We start from the raw sequence: 24,957 nt of genomic DNA, 5'->3' as shown, positions 1-24,957 counted from the left end.
AGCGCACGAGTGCCTTGAGATTTGTGGCAACGATGAAGGCCGATGGACCTGTCCTACCGCCGGGGGGCATTGATCGTGCCGGCGCCGACATCGAAGGTTATGCTGCCGGAAATCCTGACATCGGTATCGCCGATCTTGAACTGGCCGTTGCTGGGCACGGCGTCGTCGGGTTCGGGAGCCGGCCTGGCGACGCGATAGTCGCCGGCCACGCCTGGCAGCGTGCCTTCGTGGGGCGGCGTTGAATTGTCTTCGGCGAGCGCTGCGCCGGAGGTCATGGTCGCGACGGCGATGCCGATGATCAGTCGGTTCAAGCAAGTGCGTGAAATCCTAGACATCGGCGGACTGTATCGCCGCACACTGGCCGAAGCCAGACCGGTGGCGATCAAACTTGCCGAACGGCTTGGCTGTTATCGCTCATGGCGTTCGGCCACCCCTTTCACGCCGCCTGTTTGCGCGTGTCAAAAACATGGTCGACAAGCCCCCAGGTCTTTGCCTCCTCGGCGGTCATGAAATGGTCGCGGTCGAGCGTGCGTTCGACCTCTTCGAAGGTGCGACCGCAGTGGTGCGCGTAAATCTCGGTCATGCGCCGCTTGGTCCTGAGGATGCCTTCGGCGTGGCGCTGGATGTCGGAGGCCTGGCCCTGGAAACCGCCTGACGGCTGGTGCAGCAGGATGCTGGTGTTGGGCAGCGCGATGCGCCGGCCCGGCGTGCCCGCCATCAGCAGGAAAGAGGCCATCGAGGCGGCAAAGCCCATGCAGACGGTCGATACCGGACTGCGTATATACTGCATCGTGTCGTAGATGGCGAAACCGCTGGTCACCACGCCGCCCGGCGAGTTGATGTAGAGCGAAATCTCCTTGTCGGGATTGTCGGATTCCAGCGACAGAAGCTGGGCACAGACCAGCGCCGACACATTGTCATCGATCGGACCGTTGATGAAGACGATGCGCTCGCGCAGCAGCCGCGAAAAAATGTCGAAGGCGCGTTCGCCGCGGCTCGACTGCTCGATCACCATCGGCACCAGGTTGGCAAAACCGCTCATCGCTTTTCTCCGTTGTGTCGTTCAGGCCGCGCGCAGGGAGAGGCGAGGCGTGTTTGCGGCTATGATCTGTCTGGGGCTGTGTGCGTTGAGCGAAACCCGGCAACCGGCGCCTGCAACCGCAGGCGTAGCTACCCGCGCAAATCCATCGTGGACGATGCGCAGATGCGTGCCGCCCGACAGGGTGCGGTCGAGCGTGAAGGTGACAATGCTATCCATTGGGTTGTCCAGCGGGCTGGTGAGCGGATCCGCTGTGTTGCCAGGCGCCGGCCGCTCCCGCCAGGAATAACGCAGCAGGCGTTCGGGCTCGGCGTCGAGGATTTCGCACTCGATCTGACTATCAGCCTTAGCAAAGGCAAAGCGGCCGCCGATCTCCGGCTTGATGTCGTTCGGCATCATCCAGGCTGCAAGCAGGTCCGGCACCGTCAGCGCCCGCCACACTTTTTCCGGCGGCTCTGGAAGCTCGCACTCAAACTCGATCGAATCTGCCGCCATGTCTGAATGCTGTTTTGCCGTCATTGGTCCATATCCTTCAAAACCGCCTTGAGTCTTTCGATACGCTCGGGCCAGAACGCGCGGTAGCGCTCGATCCAACCGAGCAGCGGGTCGAGCCCTTGCGGATCGGCGCGATAATAAGCGTTGCGGCCGACTCGCCGCTCGGCCACCAGGCCGGCGCCGCGCAGCACTGCGAGATGCTGCGAGACGGCCGGTTGCGACACGGTCATGCCGCTGCGCAGTTCCGATACGGTCATCTCGCCGGCGGCGAGCCGTTCGTAGACGGCGCGGCGCGTCGGGTCGGAAAGCGCTCGAAAAATCTCTGCTTCGATCATGGCAGAAGCATAAGTCGACACTTATTGGTTTGGCAAGCGGTGTTTTAGGCTGGCGGTGTTTTAGGCAGGCGCTTTTTACAGGCTCGTTAGAAGCCAGCGTCTCACCATCTCGGGGGACCCGTCGAACGTCGCCTCGAAAATTGGTGACGCGAGCACGGCATGGATATGAAGCGTTTCGGAGCCGGCGTTTCGGAAGCCATGTTTCCTGTGCGCGGGAACAACAAGGGACTGCCCGGGAGTCAAGACGATACTCTCCTCATCGATCCACATTTCAGCCTTGCCAGCGATCACAGTAAGCACTTCCTCGACCGGGTGCCAATGTGCCGGGGCGCCAACCGCGGGCTCGACCCATTGTTCAAATATGCAAAGTTGAGTTGCGCCGTTGCGGGCCGAGACGTGCATGCGGGTTTGTACTCCCGCTCGCCACTCTTCTTGCGGCTGGTCCTCATGTACAACTGTCTTCATTGTGTTCAACCTTCGATCCCGGCGGCCAGATATCGTGGAATTTCCAGGCCCAAGATACTACTTGTTGCTGACATTCCTTGACAGTAGAGATTAATGAGCCTAGGAACGAAAAGAGAACAAAAACCTTGTGGGAAAAGCCAGCCACGGCAGGCAGGGATTGTCCGCAGTCTATAAGGTGAGCGACAGAAATTTTGTTTCGGATGAGCGCGGAGAAGTATCATGGCGGGTAGCGTCAACAAGGTCATTCTGGTGGGCAATCTCGGGGCGGATCCGGAAATCCGCCGTTTGAATTCGGGTGAGCCGGTCGTCAATATCCGCGTCGCCACTTCGGAAAGCTGGCGCGACAAGACTTCCGGCGAGCGCAAGGAGAAGACCGAGTGGCACAATGTCGTCATCTTCAACGAGCAGCTCGCCAAGGTCGCCGAGCAGTATCTGAAGAAGGGTGCGAAGGTTTATGTCGAGGGCCAGTTGCAGACGCGCAAATGGCAGGACCAGACCGGCAATGACCGCTACACGACCGAAATCGTGCTGCAGAAATTCCGTGGCGAGCTGCAGATGCTCGACGCACGCGGGCAGGGCGAGGGCGGTCAGGTCGGCAGCTATGCCGGTGGCGGCAGCAGCCGCGGTTCCGATTTCGGCCAGTCCGGCCCGGGCGAGAGTTTCAATCGCGGCGTCGGTGGCGGCAACAAGGGTGGCGGCGGTTCGTCGCGCGAACTAGACGACGAAATTCCGTTCTGATCGCTCGGAGCGAGCGGCTCTGCGCGAGCTGACAACGCCACTATTTGAGGCCACGCATTGGCGTCCCGAAAATCTGTCTTGGATTTTCGGGACGTTGTGCGTTTGAGTAGTGCGCGGTGAAAGGACGTATCAGATGAAAGCACGGGTCAAATGGGTCGAGGAGCGCACTTTCGTCGGCGAGTCCGGCAGCGGTCACAAGGTGGTACTGGGGACTGCGTTCGGACCGGAAGGCAAGACGCCGGGGCCGAGCCCGATGGAGCTGGTGCTGCTCGGCACTGGCGGCTGCTCGGCCTATGATGTGGTCCACATCCTCGAAAAGGGGCGCGAGGCGGTCGAAGACTGCGTGGTCGAACTCGACGCCGACCGGGCGGAGAAGGAACCCAGGGTGTTCACCCGCATCCATATGCATTTCATCATCAAGGGCCGCGCGCTCTCGCCCGACAAGGTGAAACGGGCGATCGATCTTTCGATCGAAAAATACTGCTCAGCGACCGCGATGATGGCCAAGACCGCCACCGTCACGCATGATTTCGAGGTTGTGGATACAGCGGCGAAGTAACCGAATAATAAGGGCTGAATATTTAGACTTTCCCGTGGCGTCGTCATTTTTGCAGTCCGGAGTTTATGTTTAATGTCGCTGACCAGTCTGGCGAAGTTTGTATTCGGACGTTCAGCGGAGAGAAAAAGTAAAAAATCGCTCTATCGACTGTTGGTCGCCGAAATAATTTTGCGGACGATACGGCATGGCCCGCAAGATGAAAAAGGGAATTACGTCGAAGCTAAGAGTACGGAAGTGAAGGAACTGTACCGCGCGGGACGTGTTTTCAGTCACAGCCTCATATCGGTTTACGAGCAAGCGTCCGGATTGCTCTGGACGCTGGGAGTCGCCGAACCGGTGAGGCTGGTGAAGGGGCAATGGCACTCTGGATACGATGATCGTAGTTTTCCAGCATTCTTCAGGCTTCGTCATGATATTCGGCGCAGCACCAACATCGCCGCAACCTATTCGGAATATTCGTTTCCGTCATTGAACTATGTCCTACGAACCTATCTCGACCTCGTGTGGGAAAGCGAACATTGGCGTTCTCAGATAGAACCTATCATTGACGCCCTGGAGGCCAGAGTCGACCTTGAGCATATACAGGTACTAGCTAATTCATCCAGCACCGCCCGGTCACTGCCTGTCGTCCTTGTGAAACAAGCACCAGCCATTGCACAGCTACTCGCGCGATTGGGGTATCTCGAACGCAAACAAGGTTTTCCAGGTTGGACCGAAACCGCACGGCCGGCTCTTGGCGGCAATTGGTTTGACCTGCAGGGCGGGCCGGTTGAATCCGAGAATGGCCGGCCTATGCCCCGGCTTCGGGTCGTGGACTCATAAACCCGACGCCAGAGCCGGATGGCCGCGAGCTTAACGAAGACGAGGAAGTTAGCGGCGTGTTTCTCATCCGGTTGAAGAACAGTTCGCCCTGGTTTCGGTGGCGATAGGTACGGGCTGAAGCAGATTGGACCACGCCGGTGCCGACGGGGCGGGATGTTCGCCCAGCCTCCACGTGAACTCACGAAATGTTCGTATCTCGGTCGCGTCGTAAGCCTTGTCGGCGAGAACCATCCCGCCGCGCGGTAAGCTTTCAAGCAGAGCGCGTGCTGCCAGGCTATCGTGCTGCTGACCGCCGGTGATTGAGACGTGGAGCGGTAGGCCATTCGCGTCGACCACGGCGTGGATTTTGGTCGTCAGCCCTCCGCGGGAGCAAAGGGCATGGGCAGTCAATGAAACGGGCTGGCCGGTCATCGTTCATCGACTGATACAACCCTAAACTAAACGCGTTGTTGTTCGTCGGTTCAGGGAGCCGCCATTAACGCCTTGACGCCGTCGGCGACGAACTGCACGGCGAGTGCCGCCAGGATGACGCCCAGCAGCCGTGTCAGGATCGAGCGGCCGGTCTGGCCGAGGATACGGTCGATGCGCTCGGCCAGCACGAATACCAGGTAAGTGATCACAAGGCAGATCGCGATGATGCCGACAAGGGCTGCCTGCGCGCCAAAACCTGGAAAAGCGCCGGACAGCAGGACGGTCGCCGAGATCGCGCCCGGACCGGCGATCAGCGGGATCGCCAGCGGAAAGGCGGCGATGTTGTGAATCATGTCCTTGGTGATGGCGACATCGCCGATCTTCTCCTTGCGGTCCTGCCGGCGCTCGAACACCATTTCGAAGGCGATGAAGAACAGCAGGAACCCGCCGGCGACGCGGAACGCCGGCAGCGTGATGCCGAACACCGACAGGATCGATGCGCCGGCGATTGCGAACAGCGCCATCACCAGGAACGCGATGATCGAGGCGCGCACGGAAACCTGGTTGCGCTCCTCGCGGTTCATGCCGCGCGTCACGGCGAGGAAGAGCGGCGCCAGCCCAGGCGGGTCGATGGTCACGAGAATGGTGACGAAGGCGTTGAACAGGCTGTCGAAGCTCGGCATCTCTGACCCTCCCCGCCGGGCCGTGCCCGAGACCCTGCATTGGTAGAGCAAAGCGGCGTCAGGGGAAACCGTGCAGGTCAGGTGCTGGCGACGCGCCGCGCCAGGAACTCGACTTCGAGCCGCCACGTCGCGCCGTCGTCCTGCGAGCGTTCGCCCAGCCAGCGGAACGAATTTTCGGTGATGCGGGAAAAGCTCCAGCGTACCGAGGCGCCGGTGCCGTCAGCGCCTTGCTGGACGATGGTGTCGCCCTCGGCGTGGCCGAGCTGGCGGCTGTAATACTGGGTGCGCGGATCGCTCCAGAAGATGTGCCAGGCGTCGACGCCGGGGTCATAGACGCGCAGTGTCGTGCCATAGAAAGTCCATTTGCCGAGGGAACTCTGTGCGCCAGTGTTCCGCGCGGGCAGGATCCATACGTCCTGGATCGCGCGGCCTTCGAGCACCCAGCCGAAATGCACCTCGCCGCGCCCGGTCAGCACCTGGCCGTCTTCGAGATGACGCGTGGCGTCGAATGTCCAGGCGCCGACGAAGCGGCCGTAAAGATCCAGTTTCTCGGCAAGGTTCGCGGCTGGCCCGTCGCTATGCAAGGCTTCGGCAAAGGAGGATGAATTGAACATGGTTGTGGTCTCTTCTTGTCAGGAGCCCCATCTTGTCAGGAGAATGGGATGAATACGCCGCGCTAGGCTTCTTGCGCTTGGGAAAAATTGCTATGTTTCGGCCATGACGACGAGCGTGCATACACTGGCGTCCGGAAAAGGCTGGCAGGTGTCGGACGTGGTCTGCACTGCCGGCGTCGCTGATCGCCCGTTCGAGGAAGAGCATCGCAACTTCTGCGTCGCCGTGGTGACCAATGGCACATTCCGCTACCGCGCACGCCAGGGCACGGCGATGCTGACGCCGGGCGCGCTTCTGCTCGGCAACCCTGGCACTTGCTACGAGTGTGGGCACGAGCATGGCGCCGGCGACCGCTGCCTCTCCTATCATTTCAGCCCGGCCTATATGGAACAGATCGTCGCCGACACGCCGGGCACGAAGAAGCTGGCCTTCGAGACGCCGCGGCTGCCGCCGTTACCGGCGCTGGCACCGCTGCTGGCCGAGGCGGAAGCCGCACGCGAGATGGCCGACATCGAGGCGTTCGAGGAACTCGCTTTGCGCATTGCCGGCGCAGCCGTTGCCTCCGGCGTCACGCCTGCTGCCCGGGTGCCGAGCCGCCGTGACCAGAAACGTGTCGCGGAGGCGGTGCGGCGCATTGAGCTGGATGCCGACCGGCCGGTCTCAATTGCCGAGCTTGCAAGCGAGACGGCGACTAGCCCCTACCATTTCCTGCGCACCTTCCGACACGTCGCGGGCATGGCGCCCTACCAGTTCCTGCTGAAAACCCGGCTGCACAGGGCAGCGGTGCGGCTGCGCATGTCGGACGAGCCAATCTCGACGATCGCCTTCGAGGCCGGGTTCAACGATTTGTCGACCTTCAACCGTCGTTTCCGGCGCGTGATGGGGGTGGCGCCCGGCGCCTATCGGCTCCAGCGGCGAGGCGATAAAGCGCTGAACGCATCTGCCGTTACGGCTTTGTGAAGCAAAATTGGCCTGACAATGAGCTTTGCCGCGACAGCCACGAAAAAGCGCCTCGGCCATATCGTCGCAATCAGTGATATCCTTTTGAAATCACCACAAAAATCGCCACTGGAAAACTGCCGCGGACATTGGAGTTTCGACCCGGCTTCCTATATAAGCACCGAGTGATTCCCGATTAGATTGTGACCTGATTTGACCGACCAGAAGACACCGCGCGGCGCCGACGGCGGCCCGACCGGCATCGAGCCGATATCCATCATCGAGGAGATGCAGCGCTCCTACCTCGATTACGCCATGAGCGTGATCGTCAGCCGTGCGCTGCCCGACGTGCGAGACGGGCTGAAGCCGGTGCATCGCCGCATCCTCTATGCCGCGCATGAGAGCGGCTACCACTGGAATCGCAAATATGTGAAGTCGGCGCGCCCGGTCGCCGACGTGATGGGCAAATACCATCCGCATGGCGACGCCTCGATCTACGACGCCTTGGTGCGCATGGCGCAGGATTGGTCGCTGCGCGTGCCGCTGATCGACGGGCAGGGCAATTTCGGCTCGATCGACGGTGATCCGCCGGCGGCGATGCGTTACACCGAATCGCGCCTGACCAAGGTCGCGCATGAGTTGCTGGAAGACATCGACAAGGACACCGTCGATTTCCAGGACACTTATGATGCGTCCGGCAGTGAACCGAAAGTCCTGCCGGCGCGCTTTCCAAATCTGTTGGTCAACGGCTCCGGCGGTATCGCCGTCGGCATGGCCACCAACATCCCGCCGCACAATCTGGGCGAGGTCTGCAACGGCGCCATCGCCCTCATCGACAATCCGGCGATCGATCTGCCGGCGCTGATGGAGATCATTCCGGGGCCGGATTTCCCGACCGGCGGCATCGTGCTCGGCCGCTCCGGCATCTACAGCGCCTATTCGACCGGCCGCGGTTCCATCGTCATGCGCGGGCGCGTCAACGTCGAGGCGCGTGGCAACGACCGTGAATCGATCGTCATCACCGAGGTTCCCTACCAGGTGAACAAGTCGTCGATGATCGAGAAGATGGCCGAGCTTGTGCGCGACAAGCGCATCGAGGGCATTTCCGACATTCGCGACGAGAGCGACCGCCAGGGCTACCGCGTCGTCATCGAACTGAAGCGCGATGCGGTCGCCGACGTCATCCTCAACCAGCTCTACCGGTTTACGCCGCTGCAGACGTCGTTCGGCGCCAATATGGTGGCGCTGAACGGCGGCAAGCCGGAATTGCTGACGCTGACCGGCATGCTGAAGGCGTTCGTCGCCTTCCGCGAGGACGTGATCAGCCGGCGCACGAAATTCCTGCTGCGCAAGGCGCGCGACCGCGCCCATGTGCTGGTTGGCCTTGCCATTGCCGTCGCCAACATCGACGAGGTCATCAAGCTGATCCGCAGCGCGCCGGACCCGCAAACGGCGCGCGAGCAGTTGATGGAGCGGCGCTGGCCCTCGGGCGACGTCGAATCGCTGATCCTGCTGATCGACGATCCGCGCCACCGCATCAATGAGGACGGCACCTACAATCTGTCCGAGGAACAGGCCCGCGCCATCCTCGAACTGCGCCTGCAGCGGCTGACCGCGCTCGGCCGCGACGAAATCGCCGACGAGTTGAACACGATAGGCGACGAGATCAAGGATTACCTGGACATCCTGTCGTCCCGAGCCCGCATTCAGCAGATCGTCAAGGACGAGCTTGCCGCCGTGCGCGACGAGTTCGGCACGCCGCGCCGCACCGAACTCTCAGAGGGCGGGGCTGATATGGAAGACGAGGACCTGATCCAGCGCGAGGACATGGTCGTGACGGTCAGCCATTCCGGCTACATCAAGCGTGTGCCGCTGTCGCTCTACCGGGCACAGCGCCGCGGCGGCAAGGGCCGCTCCGGCATGTCGACCAAGGAAGAGGATTTCGTCACCCGGCTGTTCGTCGCCAACACCCACACGCCGGTGCTGTTCTTCTCCTCGCGTGGCATCGTCTACAAGGAAAAGGTCTGGCGCCTGCCGATCGGCAATCCGCAGTCGCGCGGCAAGGCGCTGATCAACATGCTGCCGCTGGAGCAGGGCGAACGCATCACCACCATCATGCCGCTGCCCGAGGACGAGACCAGCTGGGGCGAGCTCGACGTGATGTTCGCCACGACGCGCGGCACGGTGCGCCGCAACAAGCTGTCGGACTTCGTCCAGGTCAACCGCAACGGCAAGATCGCCATGAAGCTGGAAGAGGAAGGCGACGAGATTCTCGGCGTCGAGACCTGCACCGATAATGACGACGTGCTTCTGACCGCAAGCTCCGGCCAGTGCATCCGCTTCTCGGTCAGCGACGTGCGCGTCTTCCAGAGCCGCAACTCGGTCGGCGTGCGCGGCATCGCCATGGCTGCCACCGACCGGGTGATCTCGATGGCGGTGATCGAACATGTCGAGGCGCCGCCGGCCGAGCGCGCCGCCTATCTCAAGCGGGTGGCGGCCGAAAGGCGGCTCGCCGCCGGCATTGCGGCGGGCGAGGACGAAGATATCCAGCTCACTAATGAGGAGGTCGGCGAGGAGACGGAGCTTTCCGACGAGCGCTACGAATTCCTCAAGGAACACGAGCAGTTCGTGCTGACGGTGACGGAATATGGCTACGGCAAGCGTTCGTCTTCCTATGATTTCCGCCTCACAGGGCGCGGCGGCAAGGGCATCCGCGCCACCGATGTGTCGAAAGCGGCTGAGATCGGCCGCCTGGTGGCGACTTTCCCGGTAGGCAACGACGATCAGATCATGCTTGTCTCGGACGGCGGCACCGTCATCCGCGTGCCGGTCAACGGCATTCGTTTCGCCAGCCGCGCCACCAAGGGCGTGACCATCTTCAACACGGCTGACGGCGAGAAGGTCGTTTCGGTGGAGCGGATAACGGAACCGCAATCAGACGAGGAAGCCGAAGAGAGCGTCGACGGCGACGCAACTCTGGATATCGGTACTGAAGGCGCTGGCCCGGAGAACAACGCCGACTAAGCCTTGATTGGGGTGTGCCGGCCCGTGGGTCCGGCGCCGTCAACAGATAGCGGCCGGTTCAGAAGTGGCGATAAGGCTTGCGGATACCGAAGCCTTCGAACCGTTTGGTATTGACCTTGGCGCGGATACGCCCTGCTTCCTGATGCAGCCCGAATACAGTGGCTATCAGCATGGCGACGGTCATTGCGGCGGCGAGCATGTAGATCAGCATGTGCGTGTTCTCCTGCACCTAGCAACGATTAAATGGGGTTTTGGTTTCATCTTCTGAAGCTGCAACCTAGTGAACGCTGCGTGAAGCCTTCGTGATCGGCCCATTCATTGGTCGTTCATCTCGGCCAAAAGGTTCACTCAAAGCGCATCGCGATTAACGTGGCTCAGCCGATGCGCTTCGAGTCCCTTTCTGGGTGCATGTCGTTGTCCCAAAGCCGCCGCGCACCCTCGGGTCAGGCCCGAGGGCATGCTTTTGCGGCGACATGCATTGGCGGCTCGCTGATCGGATTGCCTTTGCGAGAGAGGCTCGCTAGAAGCACCCTGCCATGACCGAACGCATCGCCCTTTATGCCGGCTCCTTCGACCCGCCGACCAACGGCCATCTCGACGTGCTGAAGGCGTCGCTGGCCGTGGCGGACACCGTGTATGCGGCGATCGGCACTCATCCTGGCAAAAAGCCGCTGTTTTCGTTCGAGGAACGGGTCGGCCTGATCGAAGCAGCGACGAAGGCCGAATTCGGCCGCGACGGCGCGCGCATCAAGGTTGTCGCTTTCGACGGGCTGGTCATCGACGCGGCCAGGAAGCAGGGCGCCTCGATCATGATCCGCGGCCTGCGCGACGGCACCGATCTCGACTACGAGATGCAGATGGCCGGCATGAACGAGACCATGGCGCCGGAATTGCAGACGGTTTTTCTGCCCGCCAGCCCCTCGGTGCGAACCATTACCGCCACACTTGTCCGTCAGATAGCCTCGATGGGAGGTGACATCCGCCCCTTCGTGCCGGCGGCTGTGGCCGGCGCACTTACCGCCAAATTTGCGAAATAATGCGTGTCGCCCCAACGTGGAACCCGGTTTTGGGACAACGACATGCATGAAACAAAGGTTTTCGGAGAAATATCCATGCCGCTCAAAAGGCTCGCCACCTGCTTTGTCGTTGTTTTCGGTCTTGTGGCTGCAACCGTTTCGGCGTTCGCCGCCGATCCGGAAAACACCATGATCATCACGCTGAAGGGCGGCGACGTGACCATCGCGCTCAGGCCCGATCTCGCGCCGAAGCATGTCGAGCAGATCAAAAAGCTGGTGCGTCAGGGCGCTTACGACAACGTCGCTTTCCACCGCGTCATCGACGGCTTCATGGCGCAGACCGGCGACGTGAAGTTCGGCAACATGAAAAACGGCTTCAACGCCGATGCTGTGGGTACCGGCGGTTCCGATCTTCCCGACCTGCCGGCCGAATTCTCGACGTCCGAGCGCTACGAGCGCGGCGTGGTCGGAATGGCCCGCTCGCAGGACCCGGATTCCGCCAATTCGCAGTTCTTCATCATGTTCGCGCCGGCGCCGCCGCTCGATGGCCAGTACACCATCGTCGGTAATGTCGAGAAAGGCATGGAATTGGTGGACCAGATAAAGAAAGGCGACGAGGCGCAGAACGGGGTCGTCACCGGTCCCGATCGCATGATCAAGGTGCGCATCGCCGCCGACGGCAAGTAAACCTATTTGTTTCAAAGGATATTCTGACATGGCCGAGATCAAGGACCGCGAGAACGCGCTCATCATGGAAACGACCAAGGGCAAGGTCGTCATCGAACTGTTTCCCGATCTGGCACCCGGCCATGTCGGCCGTATCAAGGAACTGGCGCGCGAAGGCGCTTATGACGGCGTGGTGTTCCACCGCGTCATCGACGGCTTCATGGCGCAGACCGGGGACGTGAAATTCGGCAATTCCAGCAAGCCCTCTTTCGCACCGTCGCGCGCCGGCACCGGCGGCTCCGACAAGCCCGACCTGAAGGCGGAGTTCTCCAACGCCAATCACGGCCGCGGCACCTGCTCGATGGCACGCTCGCAGAACCCGAACTCGGCCAACTCGCAGTTCTTCATCTGCTTCGACGATGCCGCCTTCCTCAACCGCCAATACACGGTCTGGGGCCAGGTCATCGAAGGCATGGACAATGTCGACAAGATCAAGCGCGGCGAGCCGGTGCCGGATCCTGACAAGATCGTGTCGCTGAAGGTGGCGGCCGACGTAAAATGACCTACCGAGCTGTCGCGGCGATCACTCTGATGCTTGTCGCGGCGGCTACTCCGGCGCTGGCGACAGAATCGATTGTTTGCAGCGCTGAGGGCGACGCGGCATCGATCGACGTCCTGATGGGGCACACTGCCGTCATCGCGGTTGCGCGCGTATGGCTTGATGCCGGCGGCAGGAACTGGACCACCGACGGTCAGCCGGGTTCGACGAAAGTCATCGTCGGACAGGCATTCGAGGACGACCAGCAGATGGCGATCGACCTCACCGATGAGGGCATCAGCTCGATCGTAGCCAAATTGCGACTGGTCAAGGCCAGCGAACAGTCCAATTTCGCAATGGGCGGCACGCTGAGCATCGACGGTGTTGGCGCCTGGGCGGTGACCTGCCCGGAATTTTGAGGCGGGGTTTTCTTGCGCGTCGATCTATTCGACTTTGATCTGCCGGAGGAGCGCATCGCGCTTCGACCGGCGGAACCGCGCGACAGCGCCAAAATGCTGGTTGTCAGGCCGGGTGAGGGACTTGAGGACCGGACGGTGCGCGAGCTGCCGTCCCTGCTCGAGACCGGTGACGTGCTGGTCTTCAACGATACCAAGGTCATCCCGGCGCAGCTGAAAGGCATCAGGCGGCGCGGCGAAGCAGCGGCGCAGGTCGAAGCCACGCTGCACATGCGAGTGGCTCCCGACCGCTGGCTGGCTTTCATGCGGCCGGGCAAGCGCATCGCCGTTGGCGACCGCATCCATTTCGGCCATGACGCCAATTCCTGCTTTCTCGGCCAGCTCGATGCCACGGTGATCGAGAAGGGCGAGGCCGGCGAGGCTTTGCTCGGTTTTGACCTGTCAGGTCCGTTTCTCGATGAGGCGCTACACGCCGTCGGCCACATTCCGCTGCCGCCTTACATCGCTTCGAAGCGCGACGACGACGAACGCGACCGCAGCGACTACCAGACCATCTATGCCAGGGAGGAGGGGGCTGTGGCGGCACCCACTGCCGGCCTGCATTTCACGCCCGAGCTTTTCGCCGCTCTCGATGCCAAGGGCGTCGAGCGGCGCTTCGTCACCCTGCATGTCGGCGCCGGCACGTTCCTGCCGGTGAAAGTCGACGACACCGCCGACCACAAGATGCATGCCGAGATCGGTTCTGTCAGCCCGGAAACCGCCGCGGCGCTCAACGCGGCGAAGGCGCGCGACGGGCGCATCATCGCCGTCGGCACGACGTCGCTGCGCCTGCTGGAGAGCGCCACGCGGGAGGACGGCACATTGGCCGGATGGTCGGGTCCGACCGACATCTTCATCACACCCGGTTACCGATTCAAGGCCGCCGACATGCTGATGACCAATTTCCATCTGCCGCGTTCGACGCTGTTCATGCTGGTTTCGGCGTTTTGCGGTCTGGAAACGATGCGTGCGGCCTATGCGCATGCCATCGAGACCCGCTACAGGTTCTACTCCTACGGAGATGCAAGCCTTCTGTTCAAAGAGGACAACGATGGACGCGCTCCCGGTATAGAACAAGGAATTCAATGACTAAGGCGTTCACCTTCGAGGTGCTGGCGACCGACGGCAAAGCGCGGCGCGGCTCCATCACCATGCCGCGCGGAGAAGTCCGCACGCCGGCCTTCATGCCGGTCGGCACCGGCGGCACGGTCAAGACCATGTATATGGACCAGGTGCGCGGTGTCGGCTCGGACATCATCCTGGGCAACACCTATCATCTGATGCTGCGGCCCGGCGCCGAACGTGTGGCGCGGCTTGGCGGCCTGCATGAATTCGCCCGCTGGCCGCATCCGATCCTGACCGACAGCGGCGGCTTCCAGGTGATGTCGCTGTCGAAGCTTAGGAAACTGACCGAAAACGGCGTCACCTTCCGCTCGCATATCGACGGCGCCGCCCATGAGATGTCGCCCGAGCGCTCGATCGAGATCCAAGGGCTGCTCGATTCCGACATCCAGATGCAGCTCGACGAATGCACCGCGCTGCCGGCCATGGAGAAGGAGATCGAGCGGGCCATGGACCTGTCGCTGCGCTGGGCCGAGCGTTGCAAGACGGCGTTCGGCGACCAGCCGGGCAAGGCGATGTTTGGCATCGTCCAGGGCGGCGACATACCGGCCCTGCGGCTGCGCTCGGCGCAGGCGCTGAAAGCGATGGACCTCAAGGGCTATGCGATCGGCGGGCTGGCGGTCGGCGAGCCGCAAGCGGTGATGCTCGAAATGCTCGACATCACCTGCCCGGAACTGCCCGCCGACAGGCCGCGTTATCTGATGGGTGTCGGCACGCCCGACGACATATTGAAATCGGTGGCGCGCGGCATCGACATGTTCGATTGCGTGATGCCGACGCGCGCCGGCCGCCATGGCCTCGCCTATACAAGGCGCGGCAAGGTCAATCTGCGCAACGCCCGCCATGCCGAGGATCCGCGTCCGCTCGACGAGGAAAGCGACTGCCCGGCCGCCAGAGATTATTCACGCGCCTATCTGCATCATCTGGTCCGCTCGCAAGAGGCGCTGGGGGCGATGCTTCTGACCTGGAACAACCTTTCCTACTACCAGAGGCTGATGCAGGACATTCGTGCCGCCATCGACGCCGGCGCCTTCGAGGCGCGGGCGGCGGAAATTTCCGAGGGCTGGGCTAGGGGCGATATCCCGGCGATGTGATCGAGCGCTCAGGTGCTCAGCGAAGTGCCGCGCGCAGGTTGCAGCCAGTGATGCGGGAACTGCCGTCGGGTAATCCTTGCCGTCCGGCCCGACGATCAGCGGGCGCGAACATTTCGGCGATTGGCTGCACTTAAGCCGGGTTCCGCCTGAGCGCCGTCCTGATGCTTGAAAGCCGGGCGGCAGTCTGCCACAAGGGCCGATATGCGTGCAAGCTTGAGCAGGACCGGGCAATGAAGGCATTTTTCGTGCAGATAAAGTGCGATCTGGGCAAGTCCTATGACGTTGCCGGCGCGTTGGCCGATGCCGAGATCGCCTCGGAAATCTACTCGACAGCCGGCGACTACGATCTGCTCGCCAAATTCTATGTCGACGACGAGGAAGACATCGGCCATTTCGTCAACGAGAAGGTGCAGATTCTTCCAGGTATCAAGGACACGTTTACAGTCGTCACCTTCCGCGCGTTCTGAGCGGCGCCGGCCGCCTGCCCGGGCACGAGGCAAAGCCTGACCCAGCCATATCGGCGATGCCCTAATTTTAGGCAGGTCGCGACATACTGATCGCCAGCATCCTCCAAATCACCGATTGCGCTTGATTTTCTCGCGTGACGCCAGTGAAATGGCCTCACAGGGGAGTATGCGATTGGCAGCGTTCGACGAAATGCTTCCGGAAATCTCCGGATTGAGAAAACCGTATTCGGCTTACGACCGCTGGCTGAAGGAGCAGGATCCGGCCAGGCTTAGCGAGAAGATGCAGGACGCCGAACGCGTCTTTCGCAAGACCGGTATCACCTTTGCCGTCTATGGCGAGCAGGAAGCCTCCGAACGCCTTATTCCCTTCGATATCGTCCCGCGCATCATTTCCGGCAATGAATGGCGACGGCTGACGCAGGGCATCGAGCAGCGCGTCCAGGCGCTGAACGCGTTTCTCGACGATATCTACCACCGCCAGGAGATCTTGCGCGCCGGGCGCGTCCCCAAGGAATTGATCGCCAAGAACGAGGCGTTCCTGCCGGAGATGATCGGGGTACGGCCGCCGGCCGGCGTCTACACCCATATCATCGGCGTCGATATCGTTCGCATCAGCGAGAACGAGTTCTACGTGCTGGAGGACAATGCGCGCACGCCGTCCGGCGTCTCCTACATGCTGGAGAACCGCGAGACGATGATGCAGCTCTTCCCAGAGCTGTTCCAGCAGATCAAGGTGCGGCCGGTGGAAAACTATCCGCAGCTCTTGCGCCAGTCGCTGGCAGCGGTGCGACCGCTGAGCACCAAGGGTGCGCCGACCATTGCCGTGCTGACGCCGGGCAGCTTCAACTCAGCCTATTTCGAACATGCCTTCCTTGCCGACCAGATGGGCGTGCAGCTTGTCGAGGGGCAGGATCTGCGCGTCGTCGATGGCCACGTCGCGATGCGTACGACCGAAGGCTACAAGCAGATCGACGTGCTTTATCGAAGGGTGGACGATTCTTTCCTCGATCCGTTGACCTTCCGTCCGGACTCAGCACTTGGCGTGCCGGGCATCATGGATGTCTACCGCGCCGGCAACATCACCATCGCCAATGCGCCGGGAACCGGCATCGCCGACGACAAGGCGATCTATTCCTACATGCCCGAGATCGTCGAATTCTACACCGGCCGCAAGGCAATCCTCGGCAACATCCCGACTTGGCGCTGCTCGGAGCCGGACAGCCTGAAATACGTGCTCGAACATATCGACGAGTTGGTGGTGAAGGAGGTGCACGGCTCCGGCGGCTACGGCATGCTGGTCGGGCCGGCGGCGACCAAGAAGGAATGCGAGGACTTTTCCAAAAAACTCGCGGCAAAACCGTCGAACTACATCGCCCAGCCGACGCTGGCGCTGTCGACCTGTCCGATCCTGACCGACAAGGGGCTGGCGCCGCGCCATGTCGATCTCAGGCCCTACGTGCTGGTTTCCGACCGCATCCAGATCGTGCCGGGCGGGCTGACGCGCGTGGCGCTGAAGGAGGGCTCGCTGGTGGTCAATTCGTCCCAGGGCGGCGGCACCAAGGATACATGGGTGCTGGATGATTAGTGAATAGTGAATAGTGAATAGTGAGTAGTCAGTAGTCAGTAGTCAGTAGTCAGTAGTCAGTAGTCAGTAGTCAGTAGTAAGTATTCAGTAGTCGGCAGCAGAGGAAAGCACAATGTCATATTCCGTCGAAATCCAAACATTCACTATTCACTACTCACCACTCACTACTCACTAGCCCCGAAGGGCCGCTTTCCATGCTTCTCGGCCGCACCGCCAACGGGCTCTACTGGATGAACCGCTACATCGAGCGGGCGGAAAACATGGCGCGGCTGGTCGATGCCGGGCTGCGCATGGCGCTGACTCGTACCCAGAACGCCTCCGAAGAGTGGAATTCGGTGCTTCTCAGTGCCGGTTCGGACGCTGCCTTCACGCAGAAATATTCCGACTATACCGCCGCCAACGTCGCGGATTTCCTGCTGCGCGACACATCGAACCCGTCGAGCACGATGGTGTCGATCGAGACGGCCCGCAACAACGCCCGCATGGTGCGCACCGCGCTGACGCGCGAAACCTGGGAAAGCATCAACGAGGCCTGGATGTCGCTGAAGCGCATGCTGGCCAAGCCGATCGACGAACGCGACCTGCCCAGCGTGCTCGACGCGATCAAGCGCGAAACGGCGCTGATCCGCGGTTCGTTCTACGGCACCATGCTGCGCAACGAGATCTTCGATTTCTCGCAGCTCGGCACCTATGTCGAACGCGCCGACAACACGGCGCGCATCCTGGACGTGAAATATTACGTGCTGTTGCCGTCGATCTCGTGGGTCGGCTCGACGCTCGACAACTACCAGTGGGAATCGATCCTGCGTTCGGTGTCGGCGCACCGCTCCTATCGCTGGGTCTATGAGGCAGACTACAAGCCGAGCAACATCGCCGACTATCTGATCCTCAACGTTCGCATGCCGCGCTCGCTGACATTCTGCTACCGTTTCCTGACGGAGCACCTCAGATTCCTGGGCGACGACTATGGCGAGCGCCATGCCTGTCATGCGACAGCGGGCAAGACCCAGGCCATGCTGACGGCCGGCTCGATCAAGGACATATTCGACGCCGGCCTGCATGAATTCCTGGCCAATTTCATTCGCGACAACACCAGGCTCGGCGACGAGATCGCGCAGGACTACAGGTTCTATTGAGCATGATCCCGGAAAGTGAAAGCCTGTTTCCGGAAATGATCATGCTCAGGGGACGAGAGCAATGCGGCTGAGGATCACCCACCGGACCGAATACCGCTACGATGCGCCGGTGCACTATCTGTTGCAGCGGTTGCGGCTGCTTCCGGTCAGCGGGCCGACGCAGACCGTTTTGTCCTGGGCGCTGACGATCGAGGGGGCGCGCGAGGAAGTTCGCTTCACCGACCATTTCGGCAATGACACGCGGCTGTTGAGCGTCGAAGGCGAGCGCGATTTCATCACCGTCGAGGCATCAGGCGAGGTGGTGACACGCGACACATCTGGCGTCTCCGGGCCACATCAGGGTTTCGCGCCGCTCTGGCTGTTTGGCCATGAAACCCCGTTGACCACGGTCGGCAGCGGCATTCGCGAACTCGCGGCCTCGGTCGGCGAGGGGACTGATATCGAAAGATTGCACCGGCTGATGGCGGTGATCGGCGAGCGCGTCGCCTATACGCCGGGCACCACCAATGCGGCGACGCCGGCCGAGGACGCGCTGGCGCTCAAGACCGGCGTCTGCCAGGACCACAGCCACATCTTTGCCGCCGCCGCACGCGCCATGGGCTTTCCGGCCCGCTACGTCAGCGGCTATTTGATGATGGATGCGGCGGTCGAGCAGGCGGCTAGCCATGCCTGGGCCGAGGCGCATGTTGCGGGCCTTGGCTGGGTCGCGTTCGACGTCGCCAACGGCATTTCGCCCGACGAACGCTATGTAAAGGTGGCGACCGGCCGTGATTACCGCGACGCCACGCCCGTATCAGGAATTCGGCTGGGACAAGCGGAAGAACAGCTTGCGGTCATCGTCACCGTGGAGCAGTAATCCACGGCAAGATTGCCGCCAAAGAGATTCGATGACCTATTGCGTCGGCCTGAAGATCGATCGTGGGCTCGTGTTCATGTCTGACACGCGTACCAATGCCGGCATGGATTCAATCTCGACCTTCAAGAAGATGCATGTCTGGGAGGAGCCGGGCGAGCGCGTCATCGTGCTGATGTCGGCCGGCAATCTGGCGACGACGCAGGCCGTCGTCAGTTTGCTCGACGAACGCACCAAGGCGGTGGCCGATCGCCACGCGACGCTGCTCGAAACGCCTTCCATGTACCAGACGGTACGGATGGTCGGCGACACCGTCAAGGAAGTCATCGCCAGTTCGTCGCCGGCGGGCGAGAAGGCCGATTCCTATTTCAATGCCTCCTTTATCCTCGGCGGCCAGATCAAGGGCAGCGCGCCGCGGCTGTTCATGATCTATCCGGAAGGCAATTTCATCGAATCCACCGACGACACGCCGTTTTTCCAGATCGGCGAGACCAAATACGGCAAGCCGATCATCATCCGCGCCTATGAAAAGACGATGAGTTTCGCCGAGACGGTGAAACTGCTGCTGGTGTCGTTCGACTCGACGCTGAAATCGAACCTGTCGGTGGGTCTGCCGCTCGACCTGCTATTCTATGAAAAGGACGCCTTCAAGGTCAGCCTGAAGAAGCGGATAGCCCAGGACGATCAATACTACCGCACGATCTCGGACGGCTGGTCGAATGCACTGAAGGCTGCTTTTGCGAGCCTGCCCGATTTTCCCGAATGAAAGCCTCCGTTTTTCGTGCTCTTTGATTGCTGGGCTCGATGCGACGGAGAGGAAAATGAATAGCAACGAATTCCGGGAATGGTCGCTGTACGCGGCCGAATGGGGTGCCGACTACAGAAGCACACTTCGCGAAAGGCCGGTGCGGCCGCTTGTCGAACCGGGCGAAATCTTTAGAAGCATCGATGTCTCGCCGCCGGAAAAAGGCGAAACGATGCAGGCAATCTTCGCCGACTTCGAGCAAAAAATCCTGCCGGGCATGACGCATTGGCAGCATCCGCGCTTCTTCGCCTACTTCCCGGCCAATGCCGCACCAGCTTCCGTGGTGGCCGAATATCTGGTCTCGGTGATGGCCGCGCAATGCATGCTCTGGCAGACCTCGCCGGCAGCGACCGAACTCGAGACGCGCGTCGTCGACTGGATGCGTCAGGCGCTTGGCCTGCCGGAAGGATTTTCCGGCGTCATGCAGGATTCGGCATCGTCGGCGACGCTTGCCGCCGTGCTGACCATGCGCGAGCGCGCGCTGAACTGGCAGGGCAACAAGAAGGGTCTGCAAGGCCAGCCGATATTGCGCGTCTATTCTTCCGACCAGGTCCATACCTCCATCGACCGGGCAATCTGGGTATCGGGCATCGGCGAGGACAATCTCGTGCGCATTCCGGTTGCCGGTCGCCTTCGCGCCATGGATGTCACAGCCCTCGAAGCGGCGATCGTCGCCGACCGGGATGCCGGCATGCTGCCGGCCGGCATCATCGCTTGTGTCGGCGGCACCAGCACCGGCGGCACCGATGACATCGCCGGCGTCGCCGCCGTGGCAAAGCGGTACGGGCTCTATCTGCATGTCGATGCCGCCTGGGCCGGATCGGCGATGATATGTCCGGAATACCGGCATTTCTGGGCGGGCGTGGAGGAGGCGGATTCCATCGTCTTCAACCCACACAAATGGCTGGGCGCGCAGTTCGACTGCTCGATGCAGTTCATCCGCCGACCGGAAGACCTGGTGCGGACGCTCGCCATCAAGCCGGATTACCTGAAGACGCATGGACGCGACGGCATCATCAACTATTCCGAATGGTCAGTGCCGCTCGGGCGGCGCTTTCGCGCACTGAAACTGTGGTTCCTGCTGCGCGCACACGGGCTGGAAAATCTGCGGACCATGATCCGCAGCCATGTCGCCTGGAGCGAAGGTCTTGCCGCCCGGCTGGCCAGGGAACCGGATTTCGAGATCGTCACGGAACCGATGCTGTCGCTGTTTTCGTTCCGGCATCTGGCCGCGGCCGGCATCGATTCGGACGAACACAATCTGCGACTGGTCAATGCGATCAACGACGATGGCCGCATCTACCTGACGCAGACACGGGTGGACGGGCAGATCGCGATCCGCTTTCAGGTCGGTCAGTTCGAGACGACGGCGGCGGATGTCGACACCGCTTTCGAGGTCATCACCGAAATCGCCCGCGGCATGGCCTGAAATTGGTCGGCAAAGTTGCGTCGAGGTTTGTCTTTGGACGCATGTAATTTCGTTAGCCGGCTCATGCCTTTTCATCACTTTCGTTTTCCGCTATAGACAAGAAAAACGAAAACGGGAGGTCCCCAATGTATCTGTCGCCGCGTCATTCCGAAATCGTCCAGATGGCCAAGGACAATGGCCGCGTGCTGGTCGACGACCTGGCGACGCATTTCAACGTGACGCCGCAGACCATTCGCAAGGACCTTAACGATTTGTGCGACCAGCGGCTGCTATCGCGCGTTCATGGCGGGGCGCTGTTCCCATCCGGCATCGAGAACATGGAATATGAGGCACGGCGCAAGATCGCCGCCGATGAGAAGGAGGCGATCGGCCGCGCAGCAGCCAGGCTGATCCCGGACAATGCCTCGCTGTTCATCAATATTGGCACCACGACGGAGTCGGTCAGCAAGGCGCTCCTTGATCACAGCGGCCTGATGGTCATCACCAATAACATCAATGTTGCCAACAGGATGCGCATATATCCTTCGATCGAAGTGGTGATCGCCGGCGGCGTCGTGCGCGGCTCAGACGGTGGCGTGGTCGGCGAGGCGGCGGTTGATTTCATCAGGCAGTTCAAGGTCGACTACGCGGTGATCGGCGCCTCGGCGATCGACCATGACGGCGCGCTGCTCGATTTCGATTTTCGTGAAGTGAAGGTGGCGCAGGCGATCATCGCCAATGCCCGGCATGTTATCCTCGTTTCCGACCAGACCAAGTTCGAACGGACAGCGCCGGTCCGCATCGGCCATCTGTCGCAGGTCAACACTTTCATCACCGACCGCTGCGACATCCCGTCGGTGCGCAAGATCTGCCAGGAGGCAGAGGTTCAACTGATCGAAACGTCGCTCTCCTAGTGGGTGCCGTTGCGGCAATTGTCGCCGTTTATATTTCGTTTGACATTCGTTCTCATTTCGAAATAATCCCATCACGGTTTCGTAAAAACCTAAAAATGCTGCAATGCGAAATCCGGGAGGACTATTGTGAGCGCACCCCCGATCCATGACATCTTCGTCATCGGTGGCGGTATCAACGGCTGCGGCATCGCCCGCGATGCGGTTGGGCGCGGCTTCTCGGTCTTCCTTGCCGAAATGAACGATCTGGCCAGCGGCACTTCCTCCGGCTCGACCAAGCTGATCCATGGCGGCTTGCGCTATCTCGAGTTCTACGAGTTCCGCCTAGTGCGCGAGGCGCTGATGGAGCGCGAGGTTCTCTGGAAAAACGCGCCGCACATCATCTGGCCGATGCGCTTCGTGCTGCCCTACGCCAAGGGCCTGCGCCCGGCCTGGCTGATCAGGCTCGGCCTTTTCCTTTACGACCACATCGGCGGGCGCAAATTGCTGCCGGCGACCAAGACGCTGGACATGGCAAAGGACCCAGCCGGCAAGCCGCTGAAGCCGTTGTTTCGAAAGGCCTTCGAATATTCCGACGGCTGGGTCAACGATGCGCGGCTGGTGGCGTTGAACGCCCGGGACGCCGCCGATCGCGGCGCAACGATCCGAACCCGCACGAAAGTCATCAGCGCACGCCGTGAAGGCGAGTTTTGGGCGGTCAGGCTGGAAAACATGCAGACCGGGGACACCGATGAGGTCAAGGCGCGGCTTTTGGTCAACGCCGCCGGTCCATGGGTCGACCACGTGCTGTCCGCTACGGTCGGCTTGAACGATGTGCACAATGTCCGGCTGGTACAGGGCAGCCATATCGTCATCGGCAAGAAGTTCGACGATCCGCGCGCCTATTTCTTCCAGAACAAGGATGGCCGCATCATCTTTGCTATCCCCTACGAGGAAGAGTTCACGCTGATCGGCACCACCGACCAGGACTATTCTGGCGACCCGCACGACGTGAAGATCAGCGACGCCGAGATCGATTATCTCTGTGCTGCGGCGAGCGAATATTTCGCGCAACCGGTCAAGCGTTCGGATATCGTCTGGACCTATTCCGCCGTGCGCCCGCTTTATGACGACGGCGCCTCGAAGGCGCAGGAAGCGACCCGCGATTATGTTCTGAAGACCGACGGCGGCGATGGCACGGCGCCGATCATCAACACCTTCGGCGGCAAGATCACCACCTATCGCCGGCTATCGGAATCGATGCTCGAGAAAATCGAGGGTTTTCTCGGCAAGCGCGGCAAACCGTGGACGGCAAACGCGTCGCTGCCGGGCGGCGATTTCCCGGCCAGCGGCTTCGACGCCGAAGTGGCGAAACTGAAGACGGCCTATCCGTTCCTCGATGCGCGTCTGGCGCGCCGCCTGACCCGGCTTTACGGGACTCGCGCAAGGATGCTGCTGGGCCTCGCCAGGTCGAATGCCGACCTTGGCCGCAACTTTGGCGCCGATCTCTACGAGGCCGAGGTGCGCTACCTCGTTCAAAATGAATGGGCGATGACGGCCGAAGATGTATTGTGGCGCAGGACCAAGCGCGGCCTGCATCTGAACCGCGAGCAGGCGGCAGCGCTCGACGAATTCATGCGCGGGATAAGCCGGCGCCATGTCGCGGCTGCCGAATAGTGATGCAGAAAGCCTGGGAGGAGGCATCATGCTGGAACTGAGAAACGTGACGAAGACGATCGGCGCGACGGAGCATATACGCGACGTGTCGCTGACGCTCCAGCACGGCTCGCTCAACGTCCTTCTCGGACCGACGCTTTCCGGCAAGACCAGCCTGATGCGGCTGATGGCCGGCCTTGATGTGCCGACATCCGGTTCGGTCTGGTTCGATGGCAAGGATGTCACCGGCATCCCGGTGCAGAAGCGCAACGTCGCCATGGTCTACCAGCAGTTCATCAACTATCCGGCGATGACCGTTTACGAGAACATCGCCTCGCCGCTGAGGGTGGCCGGAACCGAGCGGGCAAAGATCGACAAGGAGGTGCGCGATGCCGCAGCCCTTCTCAAGCTGACGCCCTTCCTCGACCGCACACCGCTCAGCCTCTCCGGCGGCCAGCAGCAGCGCACCGCGCTGGCGCGCGCCATCGTCAAGAACGCCAGCCTGGTGCTGCTCGACGAGCCGCTCGCCAATCTCGACTACAAGCTACGCGAGGAGCTGCGTGCGGAATTGCCGAAAATCTTCGCGGCGACCGGCACCATCTTTGTCTACGCCACGACGGAGCCGCATGAAGCCTTGCTGCTCGGCGGCAACACGGCGACGCTTTCCGAAGGCCGCATCACCCAGTTCGGCCCGACGATCGACGTCTTCCGCAGGCCGAACGACCTCGTCACGGCCAAGACATTCGCCGATCCGCCGCTCAACACGATCGTGCTGAAGAAGAGCGGTTCGAGCTTCCTTCTTGATGGTGGGGTGAACCTCCCGGTGCCGGCTGAACTCGCCGGTATTGCCGATACGAGTTACACGATCGGCTTCCAGCCCCACCATCTCTCTCTTGCCCGGCCGAGCCCGTCGGCGGTTCCGGTGAAAGCCAAGGTCTCGGTGACCGAGATCACCGGTTCTGAAAGCTTTGTGCATCTCGACTTCGCCGATGTCCGCTGGGTGATGCTGGAGCACGGCATCCTGGTGTTCGAGCCGGACCAGACCATCGAGGTGTTCATCGATCCGCGGCACATCATGGTTTTCGACGCGAACGGCCGCTCGGCCGCGCCGCCACAGATGCTGGCGGCTTGAGGGAGGAGGGCA

General features: G+C 61.5%; 29 protein-coding genes. 20 read left to right on the top strand and 9 right to left on the bottom strand.

Annotation, left to right across the window (positions count from 1 at the left end; all coding sequences use genetic code 11):
- Positions 1 to 53: 53 nt before the first annotated feature.
- The 5 genes from AC0L14_RS08455 to AC0L14_RS08435 form a co-directional block, all read right to left on the bottom strand.
- Positions 54 to 311 carry a hypothetical protein gene (locus AC0L14_RS08455; protein WP_473749154.1) on the bottom strand — a complete coding sequence of 86 codons (258 nt, stop codon included), beginning with the start codon at positions 309 to 311 and terminating at the stop codon, positions 54 to 56.
- A 125-nt stretch (positions 312 to 436) separates the two neighbouring features.
- Complete coding sequence (locus AC0L14_RS08450; RefSeq protein WP_473749152.1) at positions 437 to 1,042, bottom strand: ATP-dependent Clp protease proteolytic subunit; 606 nt, start codon at positions 1,040 to 1,042, stop codon at positions 437 to 439.
- A gap of 21 nt (positions 1,043 to 1,063) precedes the next feature.
- Entirely contained in the window at positions 1,064 to 1,558 is a 495-nt protein-coding gene (locus tag AC0L14_RS08445) for an SRPBCC family protein (protein WP_473526799.1), read from the bottom strand.
- Positions 1,555 to 1,869 carry an ArsR/SmtB family transcription factor gene (locus tag AC0L14_RS08440; protein ID WP_473526798.1) on the bottom strand — a complete coding sequence of 105 codons (315 nt, stop codon included), beginning with the start codon at positions 1,867 to 1,869 and terminating at the stop codon, positions 1,555 to 1,557. Before AC0L14_RS08440 ends, AC0L14_RS08445 begins: the two co-directional genes overlap by 4 nt.
- A gap of 75 nt (positions 1,870 to 1,944) precedes the next feature.
- Entirely contained in the window at positions 1,945 to 2,334 is a 390-nt protein-coding gene (locus AC0L14_RS08435) for a cupin domain-containing protein (RefSeq protein ID WP_473487062.1), read from the bottom strand.
- 219 nt (positions 2,335 to 2,553) lie between these two features.
- Between AC0L14_RS08435 and AC0L14_RS08430 the strand changes: the two genes are divergently transcribed.
- The 3 genes from AC0L14_RS08430 to AC0L14_RS08420 all read left to right on the top strand — a co-directional run bounded on the left by AC0L14_RS08430 (position 2,554) and on the right by AC0L14_RS08420 (position 4,453).
- Positions 2,554 to 3,072, top strand: a complete 519-nt coding sequence (locus AC0L14_RS08430) for a single-stranded DNA-binding protein (protein ID WP_473487061.1) — start codon at positions 2,554 to 2,556, stop codon at positions 3,070 to 3,072.
- 133 nt (positions 3,073 to 3,205) lie between these two features.
- Positions 3,206 to 3,631, top strand: coding sequence for an OsmC family protein (locus AC0L14_RS08425; RefSeq protein WP_473487060.1), 426 nt, complete (start codon positions 3,206 to 3,208; stop codon positions 3,629 to 3,631).
- A gap of 72 nt (positions 3,632 to 3,703) precedes the next feature.
- Entirely contained in the window at positions 3,704 to 4,453 is a 750-nt protein-coding gene (locus AC0L14_RS08420; RefSeq protein WP_473749149.1) for a hypothetical protein, read from the top strand.
- Positions 4,454 to 4,516: 63 nt separating this feature from the next.
- On the opposite strand, the gene AC0L14_RS08415 is transcribed toward AC0L14_RS08420, so the two are convergent.
- The 3 genes from AC0L14_RS08415 to AC0L14_RS08405 all read right to left on the bottom strand — a co-directional run bounded on the left by AC0L14_RS08415 (position 4,517) and on the right by AC0L14_RS08405 (position 6,161).
- Positions 4,517 to 4,864: a transposase gene (locus tag AC0L14_RS08415; protein WP_473749147.1), complete on the bottom strand. Its 348-nt coding sequence runs from the start codon at positions 4,862 to 4,864 to the stop codon at positions 4,517 to 4,519.
- Positions 4,865 to 4,914: 50 nt separating this feature from the next.
- A complete protein-coding gene (locus tag AC0L14_RS08410) occupies positions 4,915 to 5,547 on the bottom strand; it encodes a MarC family protein (protein WP_473487058.1) in 633 nt (210 codons plus the stop codon).
- Positions 5,548 to 5,624: 77 nt separating this feature from the next.
- On the bottom strand, positions 5,625 to 6,161 hold the full coding sequence (locus tag AC0L14_RS08405; RefSeq protein WP_473487057.1) for a hypothetical protein: 537 nt from the start codon (positions 6,159 to 6,161) through the stop codon (positions 5,625 to 5,627).
- A 103-nt stretch (positions 6,162 to 6,264) separates the two neighbouring features.
- On the opposite strand from AC0L14_RS08405, the gene AC0L14_RS08400 reads away from it, so the two are divergent.
- Positions 6,265 to 7,119, top strand: coding sequence for an AraC family transcriptional regulator (locus AC0L14_RS08400; protein ID WP_473749145.1), 855 nt, complete (start codon positions 6,265 to 6,267; stop codon positions 7,117 to 7,119).
- A gap of 192 nt (positions 7,120 to 7,311) precedes the next feature.
- Positions 7,312 to 10,122, top strand: coding sequence for a DNA gyrase subunit A (gene gyrA / locus AC0L14_RS08395; protein ID WP_473749143.1), 2,811 nt, complete (start codon positions 7,312 to 7,314; stop codon positions 10,120 to 10,122).
- A gap of 58 nt (positions 10,123 to 10,180) precedes the next feature.
- On the opposite strand, the gene AC0L14_RS08390 is transcribed toward gyrA, so the two are convergent.
- The gene (locus tag AC0L14_RS08390; protein ID WP_473487054.1) at positions 10,181 to 10,333 is read right to left on the bottom strand and encodes a hypothetical protein; all 153 of its coding nucleotides are present in this window, start codon (positions 10,331 to 10,333) and stop codon (positions 10,181 to 10,183) included.
- A gap of 325 nt (positions 10,334 to 10,658) precedes the next feature.
- Here AC0L14_RS08390 and coaD point away from each other — a divergent pair, with 325 nt between their 5' ends.
- The 15 genes from coaD (at position 10,659) to AC0L14_RS08315 (ending at position 24,945) form a co-directional block, all read left to right on the top strand.
- The gene (gene coaD, locus AC0L14_RS08385) at positions 10,659 to 11,159 is read left to right on the top strand and encodes a pantetheine-phosphate adenylyltransferase (RefSeq protein WP_473487053.1); all 501 of its coding nucleotides are present in this window, start codon (positions 10,659 to 10,661) and stop codon (positions 11,157 to 11,159) included.
- Between the two features lie 75 nt (positions 11,160 to 11,234).
- Positions 11,235 to 11,825 (top strand): peptidylprolyl isomerase, encoded by a 591-nt coding sequence (locus AC0L14_RS08380; RefSeq protein ID WP_258116836.1) that lies wholly within the window; start codon positions 11,235 to 11,237, stop codon positions 11,823 to 11,825.
- A gap of 28 nt (positions 11,826 to 11,853) precedes the next feature.
- Positions 11,854 to 12,366 carry a peptidylprolyl isomerase gene (locus tag AC0L14_RS08375; protein WP_023801171.1) on the top strand — a complete coding sequence of 171 codons (513 nt, stop codon included), beginning with the start codon at positions 11,854 to 11,856 and terminating at the stop codon, positions 12,364 to 12,366.
- Positions 12,363 to 12,761, top strand: coding sequence for a hypothetical protein (locus AC0L14_RS08370; RefSeq protein ID WP_473487051.1), 399 nt, complete (start codon positions 12,363 to 12,365; stop codon positions 12,759 to 12,761). The genes AC0L14_RS08375 and AC0L14_RS08370 overlap by 4 nt, the downstream gene beginning before the upstream one ends.
- A 12-nt stretch (positions 12,762 to 12,773) precedes the next feature.
- On the top strand, positions 12,774 to 13,886 hold the full coding sequence (gene queA / locus AC0L14_RS08365) for a tRNA preQ1(34) S-adenosylmethionine ribosyltransferase-isomerase QueA (protein ID WP_473749141.1): 1,113 nt from the start codon (positions 12,774 to 12,776) through the stop codon (positions 13,884 to 13,886).
- A complete protein-coding gene (gene tgt, locus AC0L14_RS08360; protein WP_473526790.1) occupies positions 13,883 to 15,013 on the top strand; it encodes a tRNA guanosine(34) transglycosylase Tgt in 1,131 nt (376 codons plus the stop codon). The genes queA and tgt overlap by 4 nt, the downstream gene beginning before the upstream one ends.
- A 230-nt stretch (positions 15,014 to 15,243) precedes the next feature.
- The gene (locus tag AC0L14_RS08355) at positions 15,244 to 15,480 is read left to right on the top strand and encodes an Lrp/AsnC ligand binding domain-containing protein (protein WP_095492825.1); all 237 of its coding nucleotides are present in this window, start codon (positions 15,244 to 15,246) and stop codon (positions 15,478 to 15,480) included.
- A 172-nt stretch (positions 15,481 to 15,652) separates the two neighbouring features.
- On the top strand, positions 15,653 to 17,065 hold the full coding sequence (locus AC0L14_RS08350) for a circularly permuted type 2 ATP-grasp protein (protein ID WP_473487048.1): 1,413 nt from the start codon (positions 15,653 to 15,655) through the stop codon (positions 17,063 to 17,065).
- Positions 17,066 to 17,259: 194 nt separating this feature from the next.
- Positions 17,260 to 18,201 carry an alpha-E domain-containing protein gene (locus tag AC0L14_RS08345; RefSeq protein WP_473487047.1) on the top strand — a complete coding sequence of 314 codons (942 nt, stop codon included), beginning with the start codon at positions 17,260 to 17,262 and terminating at the stop codon, positions 18,199 to 18,201.
- A 61-nt stretch (positions 18,202 to 18,262) separates the two neighbouring features.
- Entirely contained in the window at positions 18,263 to 19,057 is a 795-nt protein-coding gene (locus AC0L14_RS08340) for a transglutaminase family protein (RefSeq protein ID WP_473487046.1), read from the top strand.
- 31 nt (positions 19,058 to 19,088) lie between these two features.
- On the top strand, positions 19,089 to 19,820 hold the full coding sequence (locus tag AC0L14_RS08335) for a proteasome-type protease (RefSeq protein WP_095492829.1): 732 nt from the start codon (positions 19,089 to 19,091) through the stop codon (positions 19,818 to 19,820).
- A 55-nt stretch (positions 19,821 to 19,875) separates the two neighbouring features.
- On the top strand, positions 19,876 to 21,288 hold the full coding sequence (locus tag AC0L14_RS08330) for a pyridoxal phosphate-dependent decarboxylase family protein (RefSeq protein ID WP_473749139.1): 1,413 nt from the start codon (positions 19,876 to 19,878) through the stop codon (positions 21,286 to 21,288).
- 125 nt (positions 21,289 to 21,413) lie between these two features.
- Positions 21,414 to 22,181, top strand: a complete 768-nt coding sequence (locus AC0L14_RS08325) for a DeoR/GlpR family DNA-binding transcription regulator (protein WP_473487044.1) — start codon at positions 21,414 to 21,416, stop codon at positions 22,179 to 22,181.
- A 126-nt stretch (positions 22,182 to 22,307) separates the two neighbouring features.
- The gene (gene glpD / locus AC0L14_RS08320; RefSeq protein WP_473749138.1) at positions 22,308 to 23,834 is read left to right on the top strand and encodes a glycerol-3-phosphate dehydrogenase; all 1,527 of its coding nucleotides are present in this window, start codon (positions 22,308 to 22,310) and stop codon (positions 23,832 to 23,834) included.
- A gap of 28 nt (positions 23,835 to 23,862) precedes the next feature.
- Positions 23,863 to 24,945, top strand: coding sequence for an ABC transporter ATP-binding protein (locus AC0L14_RS08315; protein ID WP_473639175.1), 1,083 nt, complete (start codon positions 23,863 to 23,865; stop codon positions 24,943 to 24,945).
- The last annotated feature ends 12 nt before the right edge of the window (positions 24,946 to 24,957 follow it).

The organism is Mesorhizobium sp. WSM4841, assembly GCF_055811515.1.
Note: the sequence above shows the minus strand (reverse complement) of the source record. Positions and strands in the feature narration are given on the sequence as shown.

Bases quoted from the DNA above. Each gene is read 5' to 3' on its own strand.
- AC0L14_RS08400 (WP_473749145.1), top strand. From the start codon at position 6,265: ATGACGACGAGCGTGCATACACTGGCGTCCGGAAAAGGCTGGCAGGTG.
- AC0L14_RS08375 (WP_023801171.1), top strand. From the start codon at position 11,854: ATGGCCGAGATCAAGGACCGCGAGAACGCGCTCATCATGGAAACGACC.
- AC0L14_RS08335 (WP_095492829.1), top strand. From the start codon at position 19,089: ATGACCTATTGCGTCGGCCTGAAGATCGATCGTGGGCTCGTGTTCATG.
- AC0L14_RS08330 (WP_473749139.1), top strand. From the start codon at position 19,876: ATGAATAGCAACGAATTCCGGGAATGGTCGCTGTACGCGGCCGAATGG.
- AC0L14_RS08430 (WP_473487061.1), top strand. From the start codon at position 2,554: ATGGCGGGTAGCGTCAACAAGGTCATTCTGGTGGGCAATCTCGGGGCG.
- AC0L14_RS08355 (WP_095492825.1), top strand. From the start codon at position 15,244: ATGAAGGCATTTTTCGTGCAGATAAAGTGCGATCTGGGCAAGTCCTAT.
- AC0L14_RS08390 (WP_473487054.1), bottom strand. From the start codon at position 10,333: ATGCTGATCTACATGCTCGCCGCCGCAATGACCGTCGCCATGCTGATA.
- AC0L14_RS08420 (WP_473749149.1), top strand. From the start codon at position 3,704: ATGTCGCTGACCAGTCTGGCGAAGTTTGTATTCGGACGTTCAGCGGAG.
- AC0L14_RS08315 (WP_473639175.1), top strand. From the start codon at position 23,863: ATGCTGGAACTGAGAAACGTGACGAAGACGATCGGCGCGACGGAGCAT.
- AC0L14_RS08380 (WP_258116836.1), top strand. From the start codon at position 11,235: ATGCCGCTCAAAAGGCTCGCCACCTGCTTTGTCGTTGTTTTCGGTCTT.
- coaD (WP_473487053.1), top strand. From the start codon at position 10,659: ATGACCGAACGCATCGCCCTTTATGCCGGCTCCTTCGACCCGCCGACC.
- AC0L14_RS08325 (WP_473487044.1), top strand. From the start codon at position 21,414: ATGTATCTGTCGCCGCGTCATTCCGAAATCGTCCAGATGGCCAAGGAC.
- AC0L14_RS08435 (WP_473487062.1), bottom strand. From the start codon at position 2,334: ATGAAGACAGTTGTACATGAGGACCAGCCGCAAGAAGAGTGGCGAGCG.
- tgt (WP_473526790.1), top strand. From the start codon at position 13,883: ATGACTAAGGCGTTCACCTTCGAGGTGCTGGCGACCGACGGCAAAGCG.
- AC0L14_RS08415 (WP_473749147.1), bottom strand. From the start codon at position 4,864: ATGACCGGCCAGCCCGTTTCATTGACTGCCCATGCCCTTTGCTCCCGC.
- AC0L14_RS08425 (WP_473487060.1), top strand. From the start codon at position 3,206: ATGAAAGCACGGGTCAAATGGGTCGAGGAGCGCACTTTCGTCGGCGAG.
- AC0L14_RS08370 (WP_473487051.1), top strand. From the start codon at position 12,363: ATGACCTACCGAGCTGTCGCGGCGATCACTCTGATGCTTGTCGCGGCG.
- AC0L14_RS08405 (WP_473487057.1), bottom strand. From the start codon at position 6,161: ATGTTCAATTCATCCTCCTTTGCCGAAGCCTTGCATAGCGACGGGCCA.
- AC0L14_RS08345 (WP_473487047.1), top strand. From the start codon at position 17,260: ATGCTTCTCGGCCGCACCGCCAACGGGCTCTACTGGATGAACCGCTAC.
- AC0L14_RS08410 (WP_473487058.1), bottom strand. From the start codon at position 5,547: ATGCCGAGCTTCGACAGCCTGTTCAACGCCTTCGTCACCATTCTCGTG.
- AC0L14_RS08340 (WP_473487046.1), top strand. From the start codon at position 18,263: ATGCGGCTGAGGATCACCCACCGGACCGAATACCGCTACGATGCGCCG.
- AC0L14_RS08450 (WP_473749152.1), bottom strand. From the start codon at position 1,042: ATGAGCGGTTTTGCCAACCTGGTGCCGATGGTGATCGAGCAGTCGAGC.
- AC0L14_RS08440 (WP_473526798.1), bottom strand. From the start codon at position 1,869: ATGATCGAAGCAGAGATTTTTCGAGCGCTTTCCGACCCGACGCGCCGC.
- AC0L14_RS08445 (WP_473526799.1), bottom strand. From the start codon at position 1,558: ATGACGGCAAAACAGCATTCAGACATGGCGGCAGATTCGATCGAGTTT.